At 76.2% G+C, this 21,760-nt stretch carries 21 protein-coding genes; 9 read left to right on the plus strand and 12 right to left on the minus strand.

The genetic code is table 11. From position 1 onward, the window contains the following. Window positions 1-68: 68 nt before the first annotated feature. The 6 genes from FJQ57_RS11965 to FJQ57_RS11990 are packed head-to-tail and all read right to left on the minus strand — an operon-like array spanning window position 69 to window position 7,321. The gene (locus FJQ57_RS11965; protein WP_139980435.1) at window positions 69-1,553 is read right to left on the minus strand and encodes an Ig-like domain-containing protein; all 1,485 of its coding nucleotides are present in this window, start codon (window positions 1,551-1,553) and stop codon (window positions 69-71) included. Further along, complete coding sequence (locus FJQ57_RS22965) at window positions 1,550-2,986, minus strand: hypothetical protein (protein WP_211348873.1); 1,437 nt, start codon at window positions 2,984-2,986, stop codon at window positions 1,550-1,552. Before FJQ57_RS22965 ends, FJQ57_RS11965 begins: the two co-directional genes overlap by 4 nt. After that, window positions 2,983-4,203 (minus strand): hypothetical protein, encoded by a 1,221-nt coding sequence (locus FJQ57_RS11975; RefSeq protein ID WP_139980437.1) that lies wholly within the window; start codon window positions 4,201-4,203, stop codon window positions 2,983-2,985. Before FJQ57_RS11975 ends, FJQ57_RS22965 begins: the two co-directional genes overlap by 4 nt. After that, window positions 4,200-5,033: a heme ABC transporter ATP-binding protein gene (locus FJQ57_RS11980; RefSeq protein WP_211348874.1), complete on the minus strand. Its 834-nt coding sequence runs from the start codon at window positions 5,031-5,033 to the stop codon at window positions 4,200-4,202. Before FJQ57_RS11980 ends, FJQ57_RS11975 begins: the two co-directional genes overlap by 4 nt. A 4-nt stretch (window positions 5,034-5,037) precedes the next feature. Further along, window positions 5,038-6,168: a FecCD family ABC transporter permease gene (locus FJQ57_RS11985; protein ID WP_139980439.1), complete on the minus strand. Its 1,131-nt coding sequence runs from the start codon at window positions 6,166-6,168 to the stop codon at window positions 5,038-5,040. Between the two features lie 7 nt (window positions 6,169-6,175). After that, the gene (locus FJQ57_RS11990; protein WP_139980441.1) at window positions 6,176-7,321 is read right to left on the minus strand and encodes a heme/hemin ABC transporter substrate-binding protein; all 1,146 of its coding nucleotides are present in this window, start codon (window positions 7,319-7,321) and stop codon (window positions 6,176-6,178) included. Window positions 7,322-7,486: 165 nt separating this feature from the next. Between FJQ57_RS11990 and FJQ57_RS11995 the strand changes: the two genes are divergently transcribed. Then, entirely contained in the window at window positions 7,487-9,193 is a 1,707-nt protein-coding gene (locus tag FJQ57_RS11995) for a dihydroxyacetone kinase subunit DhaK (RefSeq protein WP_139980443.1), read from the plus strand. A 30-nt stretch (window positions 9,194-9,223) separates the two neighbouring features. Here the strand turns inward: FJQ57_RS11995 and FJQ57_RS12000 are convergent, their stop codons facing one another. Together FJQ57_RS12000 and FJQ57_RS12005 are read right to left on the minus strand one after the other, a co-directional pair. Further along, window positions 9,224-9,463 (minus strand): response regulator transcription factor, encoded by a 240-nt coding sequence (locus FJQ57_RS12000; protein WP_246081759.1) that lies wholly within the window; start codon window positions 9,461-9,463, stop codon window positions 9,224-9,226. Window positions 9,464-9,538: 75 nt separating this feature from the next. Beyond that, window positions 9,539-10,774 carry an Nramp family divalent metal transporter gene (locus FJQ57_RS12005; RefSeq protein WP_211348875.1) on the minus strand — a complete coding sequence of 412 codons (1,236 nt, stop codon included), beginning with the start codon at window positions 10,772-10,774 and terminating at the stop codon, window positions 9,539-9,541. A gap of 398 nt (window positions 10,775-11,172) precedes the next feature. Between FJQ57_RS12005 and FJQ57_RS12010 the strand changes: the two genes are divergently transcribed. Both FJQ57_RS12010 and FJQ57_RS23610 read left to right on the plus strand, forming a co-directional pair. Continuing rightward, window positions 11,173-12,093 (plus strand): ferritin-like domain-containing protein, encoded by a 921-nt coding sequence (locus tag FJQ57_RS12010; RefSeq protein ID WP_139980447.1) that lies wholly within the window; start codon window positions 11,173-11,175, stop codon window positions 12,091-12,093. Between the two features lie 10 nt (window positions 12,094-12,103). Next, window positions 12,104-12,229, plus strand: coding sequence for a hypothetical protein (locus tag FJQ57_RS23610; RefSeq protein ID WP_281284261.1), 126 nt, complete (start codon window positions 12,104-12,106; stop codon window positions 12,227-12,229). 97 nt (window positions 12,230-12,326) lie between these two features. Here FJQ57_RS23610 and FJQ57_RS12015 read toward each other — a convergent pair whose 3' ends face one another. Continuing rightward, complete coding sequence (locus FJQ57_RS12015) at window positions 12,327-12,941, minus strand: TetR/AcrR family transcriptional regulator (RefSeq protein WP_170219404.1); 615 nt, start codon at window positions 12,939-12,941, stop codon at window positions 12,327-12,329. Window positions 12,942-13,002: 61 nt separating this feature from the next. Between FJQ57_RS12015 and FJQ57_RS12020 the strand changes: the two genes are divergently transcribed. Genes FJQ57_RS12020 through FJQ57_RS12030 form a run of 3 tightly spaced genes read left to right on the plus strand, consistent with a single transcriptional unit; the run spans window position 13,003 to window position 16,394 of the window. Then, window positions 13,003-14,340: a cytochrome P450 gene (locus tag FJQ57_RS12020; protein WP_246081760.1), complete on the plus strand. Its 1,338-nt coding sequence runs from the start codon at window positions 13,003-13,005 to the stop codon at window positions 14,338-14,340. A gap of 22 nt (window positions 14,341-14,362) precedes the next feature. Further along, window positions 14,363-15,550, plus strand: a complete 1,188-nt coding sequence (locus tag FJQ57_RS12025) for a thiolase family protein (RefSeq protein WP_139980453.1) — start codon at window positions 14,363-14,365, stop codon at window positions 15,548-15,550. 28 nt (window positions 15,551-15,578) lie between these two features. Further along, window positions 15,579-16,394 carry an alpha/beta fold hydrolase gene (locus FJQ57_RS12030; protein WP_139980455.1) on the plus strand — a complete coding sequence of 272 codons (816 nt, stop codon included), beginning with the start codon at window positions 15,579-15,581 and terminating at the stop codon, window positions 16,392-16,394. Window positions 16,395-16,410: 16 nt separating this feature from the next. On the opposite strand, the gene FJQ57_RS12035 is transcribed toward FJQ57_RS12030, so the two are convergent. After that, complete coding sequence (locus tag FJQ57_RS12035) at window positions 16,411-16,770, minus strand: STAS domain-containing protein (protein WP_139980457.1); 360 nt, start codon at window positions 16,768-16,770, stop codon at window positions 16,411-16,413. 134 nt (window positions 16,771-16,904) lie between these two features. Further along, window positions 16,905-18,110: an FAD-dependent monooxygenase gene (locus FJQ57_RS12040; RefSeq protein ID WP_139980460.1), complete on the minus strand. Its 1,206-nt coding sequence runs from the start codon at window positions 18,108-18,110 to the stop codon at window positions 16,905-16,907. A 92-nt stretch (window positions 18,111-18,202) separates the two neighbouring features. On the opposite strand from FJQ57_RS12040, the gene FJQ57_RS12045 reads away from it, so the two are divergent. Next, entirely contained in the window at window positions 18,203-18,706 is a 504-nt protein-coding gene (locus FJQ57_RS12045; RefSeq protein WP_170219405.1) for a MarR family winged helix-turn-helix transcriptional regulator, read from the plus strand. Window positions 18,707-18,834: 128 nt separating this feature from the next. After that, entirely contained in the window at window positions 18,835-19,557 is a 723-nt protein-coding gene (locus tag FJQ57_RS12050) for a transporter substrate-binding domain-containing protein (RefSeq protein ID WP_139980462.1), read from the plus strand. Between the two features lie 57 nt (window positions 19,558-19,614). Here FJQ57_RS12050 and FJQ57_RS12055 read toward each other — a convergent pair whose 3' ends face one another. Then, entirely contained in the window at window positions 19,615-20,730 is a 1,116-nt protein-coding gene (locus FJQ57_RS12055) for a PAS domain-containing sensor histidine kinase (RefSeq protein WP_170219406.1), read from the minus strand. A gap of 126 nt (window positions 20,731-20,856) precedes the next feature. Between FJQ57_RS12055 and FJQ57_RS12060 the strand changes: the two genes are divergently transcribed. Further along, window positions 20,857-21,606: an SDR family NAD(P)-dependent oxidoreductase gene (locus FJQ57_RS12060; protein WP_139980467.1), complete on the plus strand. Its 750-nt coding sequence runs from the start codon at window positions 20,857-20,859 to the stop codon at window positions 21,604-21,606. Window positions 21,607-21,760: the final 154 nt, after the last annotated feature.

Raw genomic sequence — 21,760 nt, forward strand, 5'->3', positions numbered from 1 at the left:
GGGGTGGTGCGGGGGGTCTCGACGCCCGGCGGCGGGCCGCCGGGCGTCGAGGGCGGCTCGAGGGTGGTTCAGCGCCGCACGCGGTACGTCGTGGTGCGGCGCGAGCCGGAGACGTCGGTGCTGCCGGAGTAGGTGACCACGGCCCGGTAGGTGCGCGGGGCGGTCTTGGGCAACCTGATGACGGCGCGCCCGGCCCGCAGGGCCGGGGTGGCGCGCTTGACGACCTTGCCGCCGCCGCGGACGACCACCGTGACCCGGCCGGTGGGGGTGGTGGTCGGCGAGGCCACGGTGACGACCAGCCGGCCGGCCTTGCGGCGGGTGGGCAAGGCCCCGACCCGGGCGGTGGTCGACGTGACGGCCCGGCTCACCACGAGGACGGTCGAGGCCGTCGAGCCGGCGGTGTCGTCGTTGCCGGAGAAGGTGGCGGTCAGCGGGTGCCGGCGGGCGGCGGGGCGGCCGAGGTCGACGACCGCGCGGCCGTCGGTCAGCGCGACGGGGGCGCCGAGGGCGGTCGAGCCGCTGCGCAGCGTGACGGTGCCGGCCGTGCTGCCCTCGCTGGCCACGGTGACCACGGCGACGGCGCGCTGCCCGTGGCGCACGGCCGGGGCGCTCACCGACACGGTCGAGGTCGCCCTGACCGGGGCGGGCGGGGCGGGCTGGAAGGCCACGGTGAACGGGTTGGCGACCTTGCGGGCGTCGGCCGAGCCGCCGGTGGAGTACCAGTAGGGGCCCTGGCCGACCTGCTGCTGGAAGTCGACGAAGGCCTGCGGGAAGGCGCCCCAGGCCGCCGACGTGGTGCTCTGGGGCGACCCGCCCGCCGGTGCGGTGTAGACGACCTCGCGGTAGGCCGGCGTGGCGGTGAGGCCCTGCTCGCCGACGTCCACGCCGCTCACGGCGGCCACGGGCACGCGGACCGGCGTGAGGGCCTGCCACTCCGAGCTGTCGTCCTGCGAGGTGGCGTAGCCGCTCACCGTCGCGGTGACGGTGCCCGAGCCGTCGGTGAGCGAGAGCACCGGGTCGGAGAGGCTGAAGAACGTCATGCCCGAGTAGAACAGCATCGTCGCGTCGCCGTCCCAGGTGATGGTGCCTGAGTCGGTCGCGGCGTCGACGGTCCCGGTGCCGCCGCCGAAGGCCAGCCGGGTCTCGCCGCGCGCCCCGGTGAAGGGGCTCGCGGGGACGCCGGACCGGTTGGTGCGGGTGCCGGCGAACGTCGCGGTGGCCCAGCTGCCGTCGGGCTGGAGGTCCTCCACGGTGACGTCGCCGGCGGTGGCCGACCAGCCGGCGGGCTTGCCGTTGGACCAGGTCGCGCCGCCGTCGGCCAGCGTCTGGCCGCCGGCGCCGGGGTCGCCGACCAGGCCGGCGGACATCAGGTTCCAGGTGCCGGGCGCGAAGGCGCCGGCGGTGGCCTCGTTGTTGAGGTCCCAGGTGAAGGTCGCGTCGGTGACCGCGACCGGAGCGGCCTGGGCCGGGGCGGCGCCGAGGGCGACGGCACCGGCTGCGGCCACGGCGAGCGAGGTCAGCGCGGTGGTGGCGCGGCGGGCGAGGGGGTTCATGGTCTGCCTCTCAGGGTGTGGCTGGTGAAGGTGAGTGCGGCTGCTGCGAGCAGCAGCGCGCTTCCGAGCCACCAGGGGAGGGACGCGGAATGCGGGCCCGCGGCCGCCGCGGCGGTCGGGCGGAGGGCGTGCAGGACGGGTACGACGCCGGGCTGGCCGGCCGGGGCGGCTGCAGCCGGCACCGCGTCGGCCGCGGGGGCCGGGCGTGCCGGTGCGGCGGGTGGCGCCGGGGCCGGGGACGCCGGGGCGGCCGGCGCGGGCGAGGTCGATCCGTCGGTCGAGGTGGTCGAGGCCGCCGGGGGCGGGGTGGGTCCCGCCTCGGTGGTCGGGCTCGCGGTGGGGCCGCCGCCGGCCGAGCCGCCGTGGTCGGGCTCGACCGGCGGGGCGAGGGGCGCACCGGCCGCGTAGCTGACGGTCACCGGCGCCGGCACCTTGTGGGCGTCGGCCGAGCCGCCGCTGGAGTACCAGTAGGCCGCGGCGCCCGCGACCCGCTGGAAGTCGAGGAACGACCGGGGGAAGGCACCCCAGTGCGGTCCGGTGCGCACCTGCGGGGCGGCGTCCGCCGCTGCGTCGTGGGTGACGCCGCGGTAGCGGGGCAGCGCGCTGAAGCCGAGGGCGGCGCCGAGGTCGACCGCGGGCAGCTGGGCCAGGACGACCCCCGGGCGGGCGGGGACGGCCTGCCACACCGACTGGTCGTCCATCGCGCTGCGGTAGCCGCCCAGCGTGGCGGTGAGCGTGCCGCCGGACGGGGTCAGGACCAGGCGCGGGTCGGTGACGGTGAAGAAGGTCATGCCGGAGTAGAGGACGACCGAGAAGGACCCGCGCCACTGCACGGTGGCGGTGCCCGCGTCGGTGTCGACCTCGCCCGTGCCGCCGTCGAGCACCACCTGGTGGCCGGAGAACGGGCCGTTCGTGCCGCTCAGGGGCGTGCCCGCCACGGTGGTCGAGAGGCCGGCGAAGGTCGCGGGGGCGGAGGTGCCGTCGGGCCGGAGCTTCTCGACGCGCACGTCGCCGCTGGTCGGCCACCACGCGCGGGCCCCGGTGCTGGTCCAGGCTCCGTCGACGATGCGCTGCCCGCCGCGGCCGGGGTCGGGGACGACGCCGGCCGAGAGGAAGTTGACCGTGCCCGGCGCGAACGCCCGGTTGTTGACCTCGTCGTTGACCGCCCAGCGCAGCTGGGCGTCGTCGACGGTGAAGGCGCCGTCGGGCTCGGTCGGCGGCGCCGACGTCGGCTCGGTGGTGGGGTCGGCGGTGGGGTCGGCGGTGGGGTCGGCGGTGGGGTCGGCGGTGGGCTCGGTGGTGGGGTCGGCGGCCCGGGCGGGGCCGGGCCCGAGGGCGAGCGCCGCCGGGCCCAGGACGGCCAGCACGGCGAGCACGGCCAGCACCGCGGTCGCGGCGGCCGTCGCGGCGGCGCGCCGCCGGTCGCCGGTCACGCGGCGGCCCCCGCGACCGTCTCGGTGGCCGGGCGCGGGCGTCGCCCGCGGGCGAGGAGGCTGCGGACGAGCCCGCCCAGGGCCAGCAGGAAGGCGGCCAGGGCCACGACGAGGAAGACCGTGCCGGGGGTGAGGCCCAGCCCGGGCCCGCCGTCGGCCGGAGCGGCGGCGGCGTCGGTCGGGGCGTCGGTGGGGGCGGCGTCGCCAGCGGCCACCGGGAAGCGCTCGGTCACCGTCGTGCCCGAGGCAGCGCCGACGAGCCGGAGCTCGTGGGTGCCGACCGGGAGGTCGAGGGGCAGCGACAGCGCGCCGGCCACCTCGCCCGCGGTGCCCGTGACGACCGGGCCCAGCGCGGCCTCGCCGTCGCCGAGCACGGCGACGACCTGCTCGCCGGGGGTGAAGCCGCGGGCGGAGAAGACGAGGGTGTGCCCGGCGATCGCGGTCGCCCGGTCGACGGTGAGGGCGGCGGGTCCGGCCGCGCGCGCCGTCCGGCCGGGCCCGGCCGCGCCGGCCGCGCCGGTCGGGCCGGCGGCAGCGGGGGCGGTCGGCGGGGTGGCGCCGGCGGCGGGTCCGGCTCCGCCCGCGGCGGGGCTCGGGTCGGGCTCGGCCTCGGCGGGGGCGGCGGGCTCGGCGTCGTACACCCGGGCGAAGCGGACGGGGGTGAAGGTCTCGTTGCGGCCGTTCTTGACGCCGTGGGCGCCCAGGGTGATGACGCCGCAGGTGACCTCGCGGCAGTCGACCTCCACGACCTCCCCGGCGCGGTCGACGCTCCGGAAGACGGGCCCGGGCACCGTCAGGTCGACCTCGAAGGACCCGTCGCGGCCGACCACGGCGGTGGCCTCGCCCGCGGTCGAGCTGCCCGGGAAGGCGACGAAGCGGAGGTACCCCTGGCTGTCGGCGGCGTCCTCGGCGTCGGGGACGTAGCGGTAGTCCTGGCCGGTGAGGCCACCCCGGGTCGGGCGCCAGGCTCCTCCGCCGGGGTCGCGGACCCACCCGAACATCACGTAGACGCCCCCGAACCCGCCCGGCACGGCTTGGAAGCCGGCACCGCGCACGGTCAGCGACGTGCGGTAGCGCAGGTCGGCCTCCGCGCCGCCGCGGTCGTTGGCCACCTCGACCCGGCCCTGGGCGTGGGCCGGCGGGGCGGCGACCGGGGTGGCCACGGCCAGGGCGGGCAGCAGGGGGGCGACGAGGGTCGCGTGCAGCAGGCGCTTCACGGGTGCTCCTGTCCGTGCGGGAGGCGGGCCGGGGGTCGGGCCGGGGGCCGGGCCGAGCGGTCGGCGAGGACGAGCAGGTCGCCGGTGGCGGGGTGGCGCAGGACCTCGACGGGGTGGGCGTAGACCTCGGTGAGCCGGGACGCCAGCAGCACGTCGGTCGGGGGGCCGTCGGCGACGACCCGGCCGGCGGCCAGCAGCGCGACCCGGTCGGACCAGGCGGCGGCCAGGCTCAGGTCGTGCAGCACGACCACGACGGCGGCGCCCTCGTCGGCCCGCGCGCGGGCGCGGGCCAGCACCGCCTCCTGGTGCCCGAGGTCGAGGGCGGCGGTGGGCTCGTCGAGCAGCAGGACGCCGGTGCGCTGGGCGAGCACGCGGGCGAAGGACGCGCGTCCCTTCTCGCCGCCGGAGAGCGCCACGAACGGCCGGTCGGCGAGGTGGGTGGTCTCGGTCGCGGTCATGGACTCGGCGACGACGTCGTCGTCGAGGTCCTCCTCGGGACGGCCGCGCCACGGCGCCCGGCCCATCCGCACGACCTCGGCCACCGGGAAGGGGAAGGAGACCCGGTGCTCCTGGGCCAGCACGGCGCGCTCGCGGGCCAGGTCGCGCAGCCGCCAGGACGAGAGCGGTCGGCCCAGGACCTCGACGCTGCCGCCGGCGAGGTCGACGTCGCCGCACAGGGCGCCGAGCAACGTCGACTTGCCGGCGCCGTTGGGCCCCACGAGGGTGAGCACCTCGCCGTGGCGCACCTCGAGGTCGGCGCCGTCGAGGACGGTCGCGGCGCCGTACCGGACGACGAGGCCGCGGGCGAGCAGGGCCGTGGAGGCGGTCACCGGGTCACCCCCACCCACCGGCGCTGCGCCGGGTGCGGCGCAGCAACCAGAAGAAGAACGGGCCGCCCACGAGCGAGGTGAGCATGCCGATCGGCAGGTCGGCGCCGGCGACGAAGGTGCGGGCCACGGTGTCGGCGACCACGAGCACGAGCGCCCCGGCGAGCATCGAGGCCGGCAGCACGACCCGGTGGGCCGGCCCGGTGACCATGCGCACGACGTGGGGCACGACCAGGCCGACGAAGGCCACGATCCCGCAGAAGCTGACCGCGGCCGCGGTCAGCAGCGCCACGACGACCACGAGGCCGATGCGCAGCCGCTCGACGTCGACGCCGAGGTGGCGGGCGGGGCGCTCGCCGAGGGCGAGCAGGTCGAGCCGGCGGGCGCAGGCCAGCGCGGCCAGGCAGCCCACGACCGCGAACGGCGCCACGACGCCGACGTACGGCCAGCGGGTGCCGTTGAGGCTGCCGAGCTGCCAGAAGACGATCTGCTCGCGGGCCTGGGTGTCGGCCACGAACAGCAGGAAGGCCAGGCCCGCCCCGGCGACGGCGTTGACCGCGATGCCGGTGAGCACGAGCGTGACGACCTCGGTGCGGCCGTCGGCGCGGGAGAGCGCGTAGACCGCGAGGGTCGTGACGAGGCCGCCGGCGAAGGCGCACAGGGCGATGGTCCACTCCCCGGCGAAGGTCCAGGCGAAGGTGATCGACGCCGCCGCGGCCACCGCGGCCCCGGCCGAGACGCCGACGACGCTCGGCTCGGCGAGCGGGTTGCCGAACACGCCCTGCATCAGGGCCCCCGCCGCACCGAGCGCGGCGCCGACGACCAGCGCCATGGCGACCCGCGGGAAGCGCACCGTCCACAGCGTCGCGTCGCCGCGGGGCGCGGTCGGCAGGGGGCCGAGGTCGAGGCCGAGCCGGTGCAGCACCGAGCCCGCCACCTCCGGCAGCGGGATCGGGCTCTGGCCCGAGCCGGCCGCGACGAGGCTCGCCACGACGACCCCGGCCAGGAGCGCGACCACGAAGGCCACGTGCGCCGCCCGGGTACGCCGTGGCGCGGCCGGGCCGGGCCGACCGGGTCGCCCCCGCGTCGGCGTCGGCGCCGGCGTCGGTGGGGCGGCGGCCGGGACGGTCTGGGTCATCGGGCCCTCACCCGGCCGACAGGGCGTCGGGTGCGTAGAGCGCGACGGCCAGGGCGCCGACCACGTCGGCCGTGCGAGGGCCGAAGCTCAGCACCACGTCGTCGTCCATCGAGACGACCCGGCGGTGCTCGCCGGCCGGCGTGTTGGCCAGGGCCGGGAACCGCTCGAGCAGGCCGTCGACCCCGCCGACCGACTCCAGGCCCTCGTCCATCATCAGCAGCACGTCGGGCGCGGCCTCGACCAGGGCCTCGTCGGTGACCGGCTGCATGCCGTCCCAGCCGATCTCCTCGGCGACGTCGTAGCCGCCGGCCGCGGTGATGAGCTCGTCAGCGCCGGAGCCCTCGCCGAACATGTAGTAGACCCCGGCCTGGCCGCGGACGTAGAGGAAGACGGTGCGCAGGCGGCCCGCCAGGTCCTGCGGGGCCACGTCGGCCACCTCGTCGACGGTCGCCCGGGCCTCCTGCTCCAGCCGGGCGCCGAGCTCCCGCCCCGCCGCCGGCACGCCGAGCGCGTCGGCGACCTCCTGGGTGAGCGAGGCGATGTTGTCGATGCCGCGGCGGGAGTCGGTGAAGACGACCGGGATGCCGGCGTCCTCGAGCTGCAGCAGCACGTCGTACGGCCCGAGCGAGGAGTCCGTCAGCACGACCGTGGGGTCGAGGGCGAGGATCGCCTCGGCGCTCAGCTCGTGGCCACCCTGGGTCACCAGGGGGAGGTCGGCGGCCTCGGGGAACTGGGCCGACACGTCGCGGCCCACGACGCGGTCGCCGAGCCCGAGCTCGAAGACCGTGTGCGCGAGCGTGCCGTAGATGTCGAGGGCGAGGATGCGGCTCACGTCAGTCACGACGACCTCGTCACCCTGGGCGTCGGTGACCCGGGCCGGCAGCGAGGGCCGCGGGTCGTCGACCGGGTCGAGGGCCGGGTCGGGCAGCCGCACGGAGACCGGGCCGTCCCAGCCCCGAGGGTCGGCGAGGGGGGCGACGTCGGCCAGGGCCGGGACGGCGGTCGCCGACCGGCCGTCACCGGTCTCGCCGCCGGCGGCGTCGACGGCCGGGCTGCACGCCGCGACCAGGGCCGTCAGCACCAGGGCCGCCACGGCGAGGGCGGCCCGGGCGGCGGCGGTGGTGCGGCGGTGCGGGACCACGGGGTGCGGCATGGACGTCCTGTCGTCGGCGGCGAGTCAGGCAAGGCTAGCCTAAGTAAGGCGTGCCTAACCTAATTTGCCGAGACGCGGGGTCGGTCGGACCCGTCGGCCGCCCGGTGGTCGTCCGGTCGTGGTAGGGACGGAGGCGACACCCGACAGCCCCGAGGAGACGACCACATGGCCCGCAGCTTCTTCGCCGACGGTGCCTCACCGTCCGTCCACGCCCTCCCCGGTCTCGTCCTCGTGGCCGGGTCCGCGGTCGGGGTCAGCACCGCGCCGGCGTACGTGTGGGCGCGGCAGCCGGCCGCCGGGCGCCGGGTGGCGCTCGTCAGCGGCGGCGGGGCAGGGCACGAGCCGATGCACGCCGGGTTCGTGGGCGTGGGCGGGCTCGACGCCGCCGTGCCCGGCGAGGTGTTCACCTCGCCCCACAACCGGCAGGTGCACGCCGCGTCCGCCCGGGTGGCCAAGCCCGGCGGCATCGTGCACGTCGTCAAGAACTACACCGGCGACCGGATCAACTTCGCCATCGCCGCCGAGCGGCTCCGGGCCGAGGGCCACCGGGTCGCCGAGGTGCTCGTCGACGACGACCTCGGCTCGGAGGGCCAGGACGTGGGTCGTCGCGGCACGGGCGCCACCGTCGTGGTCGAGAAGATCCTCGGCGCGGCCGCCGACACCGGCGCCGACCTCGACGACCTCGTCGACCTCGGCCGCCGGGTCGCCGCGCGGTCACGGACCCTGGCCGTCGCCCATGGCGCGCAGACCTCGCCGGAGACCGGGGAGCCCGCCTTCGAGGTGGCTGCGGGCTCCGTGGAGTACGGCGTCGGCATCCACGGCGAGACCGCGGCGGCGACCATCGACCGGGACGACCTCGGCACTCTCGTGGCGCGCATGGTCGGCGACCTGCTCGCCGCCCTGCCGGACGCCCCCGAGGGGTACCTCCTGCTGGTCAACGGGCTGGGCGGCACCGGCAACCTCGAGCTCGCCCACGTCGCCACCGAGGCCGCCCGGGTGCTCGACGAGGCCGGGCGCCGCGTGCGCAGCGCGGTCACCGGCACGGTCGTCTCCGCCCTCGACATGCGGGGCTTCTCGATCACCCTGACGGCGGTCGAGGAGGACTGGCTCCCGCACTGGTTCGCCCCGCACGACACCGTCGCGCTGCCGACCCCCCGGCCCGTGGACGACGCCCCCGCGGCGTACGCCGACGGTGACGGTGACGCCCGCGAGGGCGCCCCGGAGGACCGGGAGCCGTCGGTCTGGCTCGCCGGCCTCGCGGCGACCTTCGACGCGCGGCGGGCCGACCTGAACGCGCTCGACCAGCGCGCCGGCGACGGCGACATCGGCACCAACGTGGTCAACGGGATGCAGGCCGCGCTCCGCCGGGCGCCCGGGCCGGACGCCGACCTCGCCGCCGACCTCGCCGCGGTCGCCGGCGCCTTCCTCGACGACGTGGGCGGGTCGAGCGGACCGCTGTTGGGGCTGGTCTTCGCCGAGGTCGCCGGCGCCGCCGAGGGCACCGCCGACGGCGACCTCCCCACGGCGCTGGCCGCGGGCCTGCGGGCCGGGCAGGACGCGGTCTCGCGGGTCGGGGGCGCGGTGCCGGGGGACCGCACCCTGCTCGACGCCCTCGCCCCGGCCGTGGCCGGCGACCCGCCCCGGCCGCTCGACCGGGACTCGGTGGTCGCAGCCATCGACGGCGCCCGCGCCACCGCGGGGCTGGTGGCCACCCGGGGCCGGGCGAGCTACCTCGGGGAGCGGGCCCTGGGTGCCCCGGACCCCGGGGCCGTCGTGGTGGCGATCATCCTCGCCGCGATCGTCGGGCGCGGGCTCGGCACTCCGGACGCCGGGGTCGGGGACGACCTCGACGACCTCGTCGCCGGCCGGTGACCGCGCGGCCCCGGACGTGAGGGCCGCCGGTCAGGCCGGGGTGGCCTGGCCGTACCCGCGGTCGCGGGCCCAGGCGATGGCGTGCTCCCGCTTGTCGACCCCGATCTTGCGGTAGGCCGAGCGGATGAACGTCTTGACCGAGTTGATGGACAACGAGGTCGCCGCGACGATCTCGGGGTTGGTCAGGCCCAGGGCGATGAGGTGCAGCATCTCGGTCTCGCGGCTGGTCAGGCGGCCCTCGTCGGGGGTCGGTGCAGCACTGTGGAACACGGTGTCTCCCGGGTGTTCGGTGCGTGGGGGCGCCCGGGGTGTTCGGCGCGATCCGGCCGCCGGATGGGTCCGTGCCTAGGAGAACGTCAGGGCGATGAGGACACCGTTGAGCGCGATGATCGCCGCGGCGACGACCGAGGCCACCCAGGTCGTCGACCGGCGGTTGACCAGGCGCCCCATGATGTCGGGCCGTCGCGTGAAGAGGATCAACGGCACCAGCGCGAACGGGATGCCGAAGGACAGCACGACCTGGGAGACCACGAGGGCGCGGGTCGGGTCGACACCGACCGCCAGCACCACCAGGGCCGGCGTGAGCGCCACGAGGCGGCGTACGACGAGCGGGATCCGCATCCGCAGGAAGCCCTCCATGACGACCTGGCCCGCGAGGGTGCCGACGCTGGAGGAGGCGAACCCCGAGGCAAGCAGGGCCAGCGCGAACAGCAGGGCCGCGACCGGTCCGATGGCGGTGCCCAGCCCGGCGTGCGCCCCCTCGATCGTGTCGACCGGTGCCGGGCCGCCGCTGAGCGTCTCGGCCGCCACCACGAGCAGCGACAGGTTCATCAGCCCGGCGACCGTCATCGCGACGATGACGTCGGTGCGCTGGCTCCCCAGCAGGGCCACGCGGTCCGCCTCGGTGGTGCGGCGGTAGCGACGGCTGGTCAGCGAGCCGTGCAGGTAGATGGCGTGCGGCATGACCGTGGCGCCCAGCATGCCGGCGGCGAGCAGCACGCTGTCGGTGCCCTCGAAGCGCGGGACCGAACCGTCGAGCAGGGCCAGGGGCTGCAGCCCGCTGCGCGAGACGTCGTACAGGAAGCCGAGCAGGATCACCCCCAGCAGGCCGGTGATGGCCAGCTCGAAGGGGCGGTGCCCGCGGCTCTGCAGCGTGAGCAGGCCGAAGGCGACGACCGCGGTGATGAGCCCGCCCGCCAGCAGCGGGAGGTCGAAGAGGAGCTTGAGGGCGATGGCGCCGCCGACGACCTCGGCCAGGTCGGTCGCCATGGCCACCAGCTCGCCCTGGGCCCACAGCCCGCGGGTCACGGGCCGGGGGAAGTGCTCGCGGCACAGCGCCGGCAGGCTCTTGCCGGTCGCGATGCCGGCCTTGGCCGAGAGGTACTGGACGAGCATGGCCATCAGGTTGGCCACGATGACCACCCAGACCAGCAGGTACCCGTACGTCGAGCCGGCGGTGACGTTGGTGGCGAAGTTGCCGGGATCGACGTAGGCGATCGCCGTCACGAAGGCAGGGCCGAGCAGCGGCAGGGAGCCTCGCAACCGGGCTCGGGCCCGCGTGCTCGTCGACTGCTGGTACACCGCCACCTCCGTGGTTCGCCACGACCTCGACCTCTGAGAGATAAACCCGCGGGACCCGCCGTGTCACCACCTGGGGCCGATATTTCTCACGGAGCCGGCATGAGGAATTCATGGCCGCCGGAAGTTGAGAAGAATTTCGGTCCAGGGTGGTGACAAACCTGGGTCGCCGGGTGTTGCGTGATGCTCCGCCGGGTGACGCAGACGCCTCCGAAAGGCGCCGTGACCAGCAACAATGCTGGCCACGGACCTCGTCACGACACAGCACGGTTGCGCGTCCGTGGACGCCGATTTCCGGTGATCGGTCTATTTCGACGCAACCTCTTCGTGGCTGGCAGACAATTCCGACGTGGTCGGGTGAATTGTCGCGCCCAGTCGCACCTTCGACCCCAGGAGAATTCATGTTCGGCAAGCTCGTCCTGAATGACATGATCACGCGGAGCGCGGAGAACCCCGCGGACCGGCGCCGGTTCCTGAAGGCGGCCGGGGCCGGCGGCCTCGGCGTCGTCGGCGCCGGCGCCCTCGGCGCGCTGGCCCCCGGTGCGGCGAACGCGGCCGGCCCGAGCGACTCGGCCATCCTGAACTTCGCCCTCAACCTGGAGTACCTGGAGGCGGAGTTCTACCAGCAGGCGGCCTTCGGTCGTGGCCTGGGCGAGAAGATGACCGGGGGCCGGGGCCAGCGTGGCGCGGTCACCGGTGGTCGCCAGGTCAACTTCGAGACGCCGGCGATCCGCAAGTACGCCGAGGAGATCGCCGGGGATGAGCTCGCGCACGTCAAGCTCCTGCGCTCCGCCCTCGGCAAGGCCAAGGTCGCCCGGCCCCGCATCGACATCCGGAGCAGCTTCACCGCCGCTGCGCGGGCGGCCGGCCTCATCGGCGCCGACCAGACCTTCGACCCCTACGCCAACGAGAACAACTTCCTGCTCGGCGCCTTCCTGTTCGAGGACGTCGGCGTGACGGCGTACAAGGGCGCGGCGCCCCTGATCGACAACAAGACCTACCTCGACGCGGCGGCCGGCCTGCTCGCCGTGGAGGCCTACCACGCCGGCATCGTGCGGACCGCGCTCTTCTCCAAGGGCCTGCAGTCCCAGGCCAACAAGATCTCCAACGCCCGCGACTCCCTCGACGGCAAGAGCGACCTCGACCAGGGCATCCGGCGCGGCAACGGCGACGCCAACCTGGTGCCGACCAACCGCAACGGTCTCGTCGTCAGCCGGACCCCGGGCCAGGTGCTCAACATCGTGTACCTCAACCCGAAGTCGGTGGGCCGCGGCGGGTTCTTCCCGCGGGGCGTCAACGGCCCGATCCGCCGGTCGGCCTGAGGCGCCCGCGATGATCGCGCCCGAGTACCTGGTCGCCGTCGTCATCTGGCTCGCGGTCCTCGCCCGGGCTGGGATGCTGCTGCGGGCCTCGGCCCCCGCGCCGCTCGTCGACCGGTCGGTCGGTCCGGCGGCCTGAGCTCCACCCGGCCTGGACGAGCCGGCTCGCAGCCCTGGGCGCCCCGTGCGCCCGGGGCCGCGGGTCGGCTTCCGGGGTGCCGGGGGTGCCCGCCGCGTCAGCCCTCGCGCACGAGCAGGGCCAGCACCCGGCCGAACAGGTCGTCGGGGACGTGCGCCCGGTCGACCTGCAGCTCCATCGCGAAGCCGTGCGAGAGCGCGAGCAGCACGGTCGCGAGCTCCTCCGGGGGAAGGGGCAGGGTGGCCTCGGCGTCCGCCGCGTTGGCTGCAATCGCCGCGGTGACGGTGTCGTGCAGCTCGCGGCGGTGGGCCAGCAGCGTGTCGTCGCGGAGCCGCCCGTCAGGTGCGGAGCGCACCGCCCGCTGCCACAGCTCGAGGAACAGCAGGTGCCGCTCCGGCTGGTCGAGGAAGCTGCGGCTGAGCTCGTCGCCGAGTGCCTGCGCCCGGTCGTTCATCGATCCGCCGGGCTCGACGGCGGCCAGGCCGGTGTCGAGGTGGGAGCGCAGGTTGGCCGCGACGACGGCCTCCACGAGGTCGGCCTTGCCAGCGAAGTTGGAGTAGATCGCGCCCTTGGTCAGCCCCGCCTCGGCGGCCACCTCGTCGAGCGAGGCGGCGTCGATCCCGGACCGGGCGAAGACGCGGGCCGCGGCCTCGACGAGGGTCTGGCGCACCTCGGCCCGGGGGGGCCGCCGACGGCCGCTGGCGGTTGACACGGGCGCACGATACCGCAGAGTATTGGATACTCAACGGTATCGAGCCTGACGGAGGATCCCTGTGCTGCTGGTCGACGAGGCGGCGTCCCTGACCCGGTGGGGTCTCAACCACGCCGTGCCCCGGCTCGGCATCCAGGCGGGCGCCCGCCGCGGCGACCTGCAGGCGCAGCTGATCACCGCGACCGCGTCGGGCGGCGCGGGCGGTACCGACGGCGCCCTGCCCCTCGGCCTCTTCGAGGAGGTCCGCTCGCACGGGCCGATCCACAAGAGCGCCTTCGCCTACGTGACCGCGACCCACGCGGTGGTCAAGGAGGTCCTGGGCAGCCCCGACGTCCGGGCCGGCGTCGACTTCGGAGCCGGGGGCGCCCTCGGTCCCGTCCGTCGCTGGGCCGAGCGCAGCACGCCCATCGGACCCCTCACGCCGCCCTCGCTGCTCGCGACGGAGCCGCCCGAGCACACCCGCTACCGCAAGCTCGTGACGCGGGTGTTCTCGGTCAAGGCCGTGCGCGGCCTGCGCGAGCGCACCCAGCAGATCGCCGACGACCTGCTCGACGACCTGCTCGAGCACCGCGGGCCCGACGGGACGGTCGACCTGGTCGAGCGCTACTGCGCGCTGCTCCCGGTGACCGTCATCGCCGAGGTGCTGGGGGTCCCCGACGCCGACCGGGCCCGGGTCCTGGAGTTCGGCGAGGGAGCCGCGCCCAGCCTCGACATCGGCCTGCCGCTGGGGCGGTTCCGCGCCGTGGAGCGGTCGCTGCGGCGCTTCGAGCGCTGGCTCGACGACCACATCGCCGCCGTACGCCGCCACCCCGGCGACGACCTGCTCAGCCAGCTCGTCCTGGCCCAGGACGACGACGGCGTCGAGCTGACCGACGTGGAGCTCAAGGCGACGGCCGGGCTGGTGCTGGCGGCCGGGTTCGAGACCACCGTCAACCTCCTCGGCAACGGCATCGCCCTGCTGCACCGCCACCCCGACCAGCGCCGCACGCTGCTCGAGGACCCCGCGCTGTGGCCCCGCGCGGTCGACGAGGTGCTGCGCTACGACCCGCCGGTGCTCCTCACCGGCCGCACCGTGGTGGCGGACACCGAGCTCGGCGGCCGGCCCGTCCCGCGCGGCGCGGTCGTCACCACGCTCCTCGCCGGCGCCAACCGCGACCCCGAGGTCTTCGCCGACCCGCAGCGGTTCGACGTCACCCGCGAGGAGGCCGACCAGCACGTGTCCTTCTCCTCCGGCCGCCACTACTGCCTCGGCGCCGCGCTGGCCCGGATGGAGGGCGAGGTGGGGCTGCGCACGCTGCACGAACGCTTCCCGGACCTGGCCCTCGAGGCCGGCGCGCGGCGGCGTGCGACGCGCATCCTGCGGGGGTACGCCGCGCTCCCGGCGCGCCTGCCGGGCTGACCCGCGGCACTAGGCTCGCCGGGTGCCCGACGCCTACCTGTACGCCGCCGCCCGCACCCCCTTCGGCCGCTTCGGCGGCGCGCTGGCCGAGGTGCGTCCTGACGACCTCGCGGCGGTCGCGTTGACCGGCGTGCTGGCGAAGGCCCCCGACCTCGACCCGGCCGCGATCGGCGACGTCGTGTGGGGCAACGCCAACGGTGCCGGCGAGGACAACCGCAACGTCGGCCGGATGGCCGTCCTGCTCGCCGGCCTGCCGACCTCGGTGCCGGCCACCACCGTCAACCGGCTCTGCGGCTCCAGCCTGGACGCCGCGATGACCGCCTCGCGGGCGGTGGAGACCGGTGACGCGGACGTCGTGGTCGCCGGCGGCGTGGAGTCGATGACCCGGGCGCCGTGGGTGCTGCCCAAGCCGTCGCGGGCCTTCCCGGCCGGCAACACCACCGCAGTCTCCACGACGCTGGGCTGGCGGCTGGTCAACGAGCGGATGCCGGCGGAGTGGACCGTCTCGCTCGGCGAGGCCAACGAGGCCCTGGGTGAGCGGTTCGTCATCTCCCGCGAGCGCCAGGACGAGCTCGCCGTCCGCTCCCACGACCTGGCCCACGCCGCCTGGGAGGCCGGCCGCTACGACGACCTGGTGGTCGGTGTGCCGGGCGTCGACCTCGAGCGGGACGAGGGCATCCGGCCCGGGTCCAGCGTGGAGAAGCTGGCCGGCCTCACGCCGTCGTTCCGCCCCGACGGCACCATCACCGCGGCCAACGCCTCCCCGCTCAACGACGGCGCTTCCGCCGTGCTCATCGGCTCGGCCGACGCCCCCGTCGGCCTCGACCCGCTGGCCCGCTTCGCGGGGCGCGGGGCGCACGCACTCGACCCGCAGGACTTCGGGTTCGCCCCCGTCGAGGCGGCCGAGAAGGCGCTGGCCCGGGCCGGGATCGGCTGGGCCGACGTGGGCGCCGTCGAGCTCAACGAGGCCTTCGCGGTGCAGTCGCTGGCCTGCCTGGACGCCTGGACCGAGCGGGGGCTGCGCGACCCCGAGCTGCTCAACGCCTGGGGCGGGGCGATCGCGATCGGTCACCCCCTCGGTGCCAGCGGCACCCGCATCCTGGGCACCCTCGCCCACCGGCTCCGCGACAGCGGCGAGCGGTGGGGGCTGGCCGCCATCTGCATCGGCGTCGGCCAGGGCCTCGCCGTGGTCCTCGAGAACGTCGGCTGAGCTTCGGGCGACCTGCGACGCTGGTCCGATGGCACCCCACGTCCACCTGACACGCACCGGTGACGGGCCGCCCGTGGTCCTGGTCCACGGGCTCGGCAGCCGGCTGGAGGTCTTCGACCCCGTCGTCCCGGCCCTGGCCCGCACCCACGAGGTGGTCGCGGTCGACCTGCCCGGCTTCGGCCGCTCCGAGCCCGACCCGGCGGTCCGTCCCGGCCCCGTGGGGTACGCCGACTGGCTGGTCGGTCTGCTCGGCGAGCTCGGCCTCGACCGGCCGCACGTGGTCGGCAGCTCGCTGGGCGGCGGGGTCGCGCTCGAGACCGGTCGCCGGGGGGCCGCGTCGGCGGTCACCGCGTTCGCGCCGGTCGGCTTCTGGGGCGCCGCCGGCCGTCGTTGGTGCCAGTCGCTGCTGACGGTGCTCCGCGCGGGGGCCCGAGCCGGGGGGCCCGTCGTCCCGGCCGCGAGCCGCAGCGCCGCGGTGCGGCACGCCCTGGGCTGGGGCGTCGTCGCCCGCCCGGAGGCCCTGGCCCGCGACGACCTGCTGCGGCAGCTCGACGGCCTGGTGCGGGCGGAGGCGTTCGCGGCCGCCCGGCGCAGCTTCGCCGGCTACGACCTGACCGGACCGGGCCTCGACCTCGGCGCCCTGCCCGACGTGCCGGTGGCGGTGGCCTGGGGGTCGCTCGACCGGGTGCTGCCGGGCCGGACCCAGGCCGAGCGCGCCCGGCGGGCGCTGCCGTTCGCGCGGCACCTGCGGCTCGAGGGGTGTGGACACCTGCCGTTCTCCGACGACCCCGAGGCGTGCGTGGCCCTGGTGGAGGAGCAGTCCGCCGCACGCGGACCGGCCTGACGCGGCGCACGCCGCCTCAGGCGGAGGTGAAGGGCACCTCGTCGCCGTGGACGACGGGGACGACCCGGTCGAGGCCGAGCATGCTCAGGTTGGCGGCGAGCACGCGCTGGGGTCGCCACAGCACCATCAGGCCGCCCCGGGCGACGATCCGCCGGTGGGTGCCGACGAGCACCCCGAGACCCGGGCTGCTGATCCAGCGCGCGGCGCCGAGGTCGAGCACCAGCTCGCGCCCGTCGCCCCGGGTGGCCTCGAGCAGGGCGGCCTTGAGGTCGGGCACGTCCGCGAGCTCGATGAACCCGGTGAGGACGACGAGGACGCGACCCGGTCCTGCATCGACCAGCAGCACGTCGCCGCCGGTCACGTGGTCCTCAGCCACGCCCGTCGTCCCCCACCGGTCTCACCCTTACAGCGTAAGTCCAGGTCTCGCCGGAGCGGACGGCGAGGGGCTCCGCGATCGGTGCGGGCCGGTGCGGGCGCGGACCGGACGACGGCTGCGCACCGCGGGTGCGGTCACGCCGACGACGGCTCGAGGCGCGGCAGCTCCTGGTCGGTGTGGGCCACCTGGGTGGCCCTCGCCGCGATCGGGCGCAGCAGTCGCGAGGTGACCAGCCGGGTGACCGTCCGTGACGCCCGCAGGCCGAGGGCGGTGCGCGGGTAGGCCAGCCGGTCGAGGCCGGGCGGCAGGGTCTGCACGTCGTCGACCAGCGGCCGCATCCAGGCCTCGAACCGCTCCAGGGCCGCCGGGACGTCGGTGGCCCGCGAGAGCTGGGCCGCGAGGACGTAGCCGCTGGTCAGGGCCAGGGTGGCGCCGCCGCCGCCCAGCGGGGTGACGCACCAGGCGGCGTCGCCGACCAGGACCGCCCGTCCGCGGTGCCAGGTGCGGGCGCGGACCTGGGTGAGGGAGTCGGCGTACACGTCGTGGCTGGTGGCGAGGCCGCGCAGGATGCGCGGGACGGCCCACCCCACGCCGGCGTACCGCTCCTCCAGGAGGGCCTGCCGGGCGGCGGGGTCGAGGTCGGAGACCTGTCGGCTCGGGGCGAAGGAGAGGATCGCGCGGGTCCCGCCCCGGCCGTCGGGGCGCAGGTGCGCCTGCCGGCCGCCGGTGGTCGTCATCCAGCGCCACCGGGTGTCGTCGGACTCGAGCCGCGGGATCGTGCCGAAGACCATGTCGATGCCGAGGGGGCGCAGCTCGACGTCGCCGCCGTCGAGGACCAGGTCGCGGGTGGTCGACCGGACGCCCTCGGCCACGACGAGGAGGTCGACCTCCTCCGCGGGCCGCCGGGTGGTCGTGACCCGGACCGTGCCGCCGAGGTCGACGACCTCGCTGACGGTCTCGTCATAGCGGACCTCGACGTCGGCCGGCAGCACGTCGTGGATCGCGCGCGCCAGGTCGCCGCGCAGGACCTCGAGCTCGGCGGTGGCGCTGTCGGGACCGACGTCGGGGAAGATCGCCACGACCCGGTCGTCCTCGTCGACGGCGACCGTGCCGGTCTCGCCGGTGCCGAGGGCCCGGATCGTCTCGACCAGGCCCATCCGGTCGAGGACCTCGTGCCCGACACCCCGGACGTCGACGTTCTGGCCGCCGTCGCGGAAGCCCGGCGCGCGCTCGACGAGCGTCACCTGCCAGCCGTCGAGGGCCAGCCAGTAGGCGGCGGAGAGCCCGGCGATGCTCCCGCCCGAGACGAGGGCCCGACGGGGGGTGCTGGTCTGTGCCATGGTGGTCCTACCTCCGATGGTTGCTTTGCAGCAAAGGTATATCGGGTTTGCTCACCCCTTCGGGGCCGCCGAGACGAGGGCCGAGAGGACAGATGGACGACGCCGCGCTGGACCCGCTGACCGCCGACTGGGACGGCTCGCGCGTGCGGGTCATGCACGCCCTGCACGCCTGGGACCTCAGCAACGCCGCGGTCGGCCAGCTGCTGGCGCGGTGGCTCGGGCTCCCGTCCTCCGACGCCTCGGCCCTCAGCCACGTCGCCTGGGAGGCCGAGGCCGGCCGTCCGCTGGCCCCCGTCGAGCTCGCCCACCGGATGGGCATGACCTCGGGGGCGACGTCGCTGCTGCTCGACCGGCTGGAGGCGGCCGGTCACGTGACCCGCACCCGCGAGAGCGCCGACCGGCGTCGGGTGACCCTGCGCCCCACGCCCGCGGCGCGTGACGCCGTGCGCGCGTTCCTGCGCGAGGCCGGCCAGGAGGTGGCGGCGACGCTGCAGGCGGCCGAGCCGCGTGACCTCGAGGCGGTCGCCCGCTTCCTGGAGGCCCTCGACCGGGCCAACCGCTCCGCGGTCGACCGGCTCCGGGGCCCGCGGCCCTGACGCGCCTCGGCCCGGCCCGGCGGGGATCGGGTGCCGGCAGGTGCCGGTCCTGGCAGGTGGCCCAGGTGGGTGGGGAGCACCGTCGCCGTGAGACGGTCGGGGCCGGACAGAACCCACCAGGAGGCCACGTGGACCCGCTCGACGTCGCGGCGCGGCTCGCCCCGACCGGTGCACTGCGGGTGGTGGTCAACCTCGGCAACCCGGTCCTGGCGACCGGCACGCCCGAGGACCCCGCGGGCGTGACCGTCGCCCTCGCGCGCGAGCTCGCGCGGCGGCTGGACCGGCCGCTCGACCTCCGGTGCGTCGACGCGGCCCGCCTCTCGCTCGCCGCCCTCGTGCACGGCGAGGCCGACGTGGCGTTCCTCGCTGCCGAGCCCGCCCGGGCCCGCGAGGTGCGGTTCACGCGGGCCTACCTCACGATCGAGGGCGTGTACGTCGCCCCGGCCGGTCGGGGTCCCGCCACGGCCGCCGAGGTCGACCGGCCGGGCACCCGGGTCGGGGTCAAGGAGGGGTCCGCCTACGACCTCCACCTCAGCCGCAGCCTCCAAGAGGCCGAGGTGGTCCGCGGCGCGGAGGGCCTGCAGGTCTACCTCGACGAGGGCCTGGAGGTCGGTGCGGCCATCCGGCAGCCGGCGACCGCCTTCGTCGAGGATGGGGGCGCCGGCGGGGGAGCGCACCGCGTCCTCGAGCCGGCGTTCATGCAGATCCGGCAGGCCCTCGCGGTGCCGCTCGACCGTGACGACGAGGCCGTCGCCCTGGTCGACGGGCTGGTCGGCGAGCTGCTCGCCTCGGGCTTCGTCCGGGCCGAGCTGGCCCGGTCGGGGCAGGACCCCGATCTCGCCGTCGACTGACCGTCGCCCGAGCCCGCTGACCGCTGACCGCTGCCCCCGATCGGCCGCGGGGTCCGGTCAGGTGCCGAGCCGCACGCAGAACCGGTTGCCGTCGCCCGCGGTGGGGTCGAGGGCGATGCTGCCGTCGTGCAGCTCGGCGATGCGCCGGGCGACCGCGAGCCCGACGCCGGACCCGTGGGTGGCGTCCGGCACGCCGGACCCGCGCTCGAACATCGCGAAGATGCGCCCGCGGTCGGCCGCGGCGACCGGGGTGCCGTTGTCGGCGACCCGCACGGTCGTCGTGCCCCGCGGCGAGTCGACGACGGCGTCGACGACGAGCTCGAGGGTGCGGTCGTCCGGGACGTACTTGAAGGCGTTGCCGAGGAGGTTGGCGAACAGCTGGGTCAGGAGGCGCTCGTCGCCGCGCACCACGGGCACCTCGCGCAGGTCGAGCACGGCCCGGCGGGGCCGGGCCTCGACCTCGGTGGCGAACGCCCTGCGCACGACGACGGCCAGGTCGACCGGGGTGCGGTCGGCGAGGACCCGTCCCACGTCGAGGTAGCCCATCAGGTCGTCGATGAGCGCCACCCCGCGGTCGACGGCCGCGTCGATCCGGTCCGTCCACCCGGAGATCGGCGACCCGGGTGCCGCCTGGTCGCGGACCAGCTCCGACCACCCCCGGACGGTCGTCAGCGGGACGCGGAGGTCGTGGGCCATCGCGGCCGAGAAGGCGCTGAGGTCGTCGGTGGCCCGGCGCAGGTCGTCGACGGCGGCCCAGCGACCGGTGACGTCGCTCATCAGCGTGTGCAGCGCAGGAGGGCCGTCGGGGTCGTCGACGACCCAGACCACGCAGTCGACCCGGAGCAGCCGGCCGTCGCGCGTCGACATCGGCACGTCGGGGTGGCGGCCGAGGATGGTCGAGGTGCCGGTCGCCCGGAAGTCGTCGAGCTGGCGACGGTGGTTGGCCGCCCGTCGCGCGTTCAGCAGCAGCTCGCCCACGTCGAGCCCGAGCGCCTCGGAGCGGGTCCACCCGAAGGTCGCCGCGGCGGCCGGGTTCCACTCCGTGATGGCGCCGTCGAGGTCGACCGCCACGTGGGCGTCCGGAACGTTGGCCAGGAGTCCGGTCGACGGTGCGGGCGCGCCGGCGCTGCACGCCTCGTCGGCCTGCTCGGTGGTGCCGCCCCAGTCGGTCACCGGCCCAGTCTCGCCGATGCACCCGGAGGCACGGGGCCGCCCCCGGCTCCGTTCACCCGGACGAGCGAGGGACCGGCAGGGGCCCGCACCGGCAGGGAGCCGCGGGTTCGTGGCTACCGTGGCCGCATGGACCTCGGTCTCGACGGACGTGCGGCGCTGGTGACGGGCGGGAGCCGGGGCATCGGCCTCGCGGTGGCGCGGGCGCTGGCCGCCGAGGGGTGCCGGGTGGCGCTGCTCGGGCGCGACCCCGAGACGCTCGCCACCGCGGCCCGGTCGGTCGGCGACGACACGGTGGCCGTCACCGCCGACACCACCGACGACGCCGCGGTCCGGGCGGCCGTGGACGAGGCGGCCGCACGCCTGGGTCGGCTCGACGTCGTGGTCAACTGCGCGGCCCCGCGCGCCACCCCGGGCGGGCCGTCCGGGCTGGCCGGGCTCGACGACGCCGCGTTCCTGGCCAACGTCGACACCAAGGTCCTCGGCTACGCCCGGGTGGTGCGCGCCGCGGTGCCGCACCTGCGCGCCGCCGGCGGGGGTGCCGTGGTCAACGTGAGCGGCATGAACGCCCGCAGCACCGGCTCGATCGCCGGGTCCGTGCGCAACATCGGGGTCGTGGCCCTGAGCAAGAACCTCGCCGACGAGCTCGGCGGTGACGGCATCGCGGTCGTCTGCGTCCACCCCGGCCTGACCGTCACCGAGCGCACCGAGGGCGACGCGGCGTACGCCGAGCAGGCCTCGGCCAACGCCCTCGGTCGCCCGGTCACCGCCGAAGAGGTCGCGACCGCGATCACCTTCCTGGCCAGCCCCCGCGCCGCGATCGCCAACGGCGCCGTGGTGACCCTCGACGGCGGCCGACCCGGCCCGGTCTTCGCCTGACCCGACGGGGCCGGGCCCTTTTGGCTTCCCCGAGACGGAAGTTCCGGACCTTTTGGGTCGCGGAGCGGGACAAGTCGTTGACCAGGTCTAGACCACGCCCTAGGTTCTGCGTGACGGGCGTCACTCGGGCCGCACCGGAACGCGGTTGCACGGG

The organism is Nocardioides litoris (assembly GCF_006346315.1).
GTDB classification, from domain to species: Bacteria; Actinomycetota; Actinomycetes; order Propionibacteriales; family Nocardioidaceae; genus Nocardioides; species Nocardioides litoris.

What these genes read in the sequence shown, in the direction of transcription:
- FJQ57_RS12045 (WP_170219405.1), top strand. Translation starts at nt 18,203, where the DNA reads ATGGACGACGCCGCGCTGGACCCGCTGACCGCCGACTGGGACGGCTCG.
- FJQ57_RS11965 (WP_139980435.1), bottom strand. Translation starts at nt 1,553, where the DNA reads ATGAACCCCCTCGCCCGCCGCGCCACCACCGCGCTGACCTCGCTCGCC.
- FJQ57_RS11990 (WP_139980441.1), bottom strand. Translation starts at nt 7,321, where the DNA reads ATGCCGCACCCCGTGGTCCCGCACCGCCGCACCACCGCCGCCGCCCGG.
- FJQ57_RS23610 (WP_281284261.1), top strand. Translation starts at nt 12,104, where the DNA reads ATGATCGCGCCCGAGTACCTGGTCGCCGTCGTCATCTGGCTCGCGGTC.
- FJQ57_RS11995 (WP_139980443.1), top strand. Translation starts at nt 7,487, where the DNA reads ATGGCCCGCAGCTTCTTCGCCGACGGTGCCTCACCGTCCGTCCACGCC.
- FJQ57_RS11985 (WP_139980439.1), bottom strand. Translation starts at nt 6,168, where the DNA reads ATGACCCAGACCGTCCCGGCCGCCGCCCCACCGACGCCGGCGCCGACG.
- FJQ57_RS12060 (WP_139980467.1), top strand. Translation starts at nt 20,857, where the DNA reads ATGGACCTCGGTCTCGACGGACGTGCGGCGCTGGTGACGGGCGGGAGC.
- FJQ57_RS12040 (WP_139980460.1), bottom strand. Translation starts at nt 18,110, where the DNA reads ATGGCACAGACCAGCACCCCCCGTCGGGCCCTCGTCTCGGGCGGGAGC.
- FJQ57_RS12030 (WP_139980455.1), top strand. Translation starts at nt 15,579, where the DNA reads ATGGCACCCCACGTCCACCTGACACGCACCGGTGACGGGCCGCCCGTG.
- FJQ57_RS12010 (WP_139980447.1), top strand. Translation starts at nt 11,173, where the DNA reads ATGTTCGGCAAGCTCGTCCTGAATGACATGATCACGCGGAGCGCGGAG.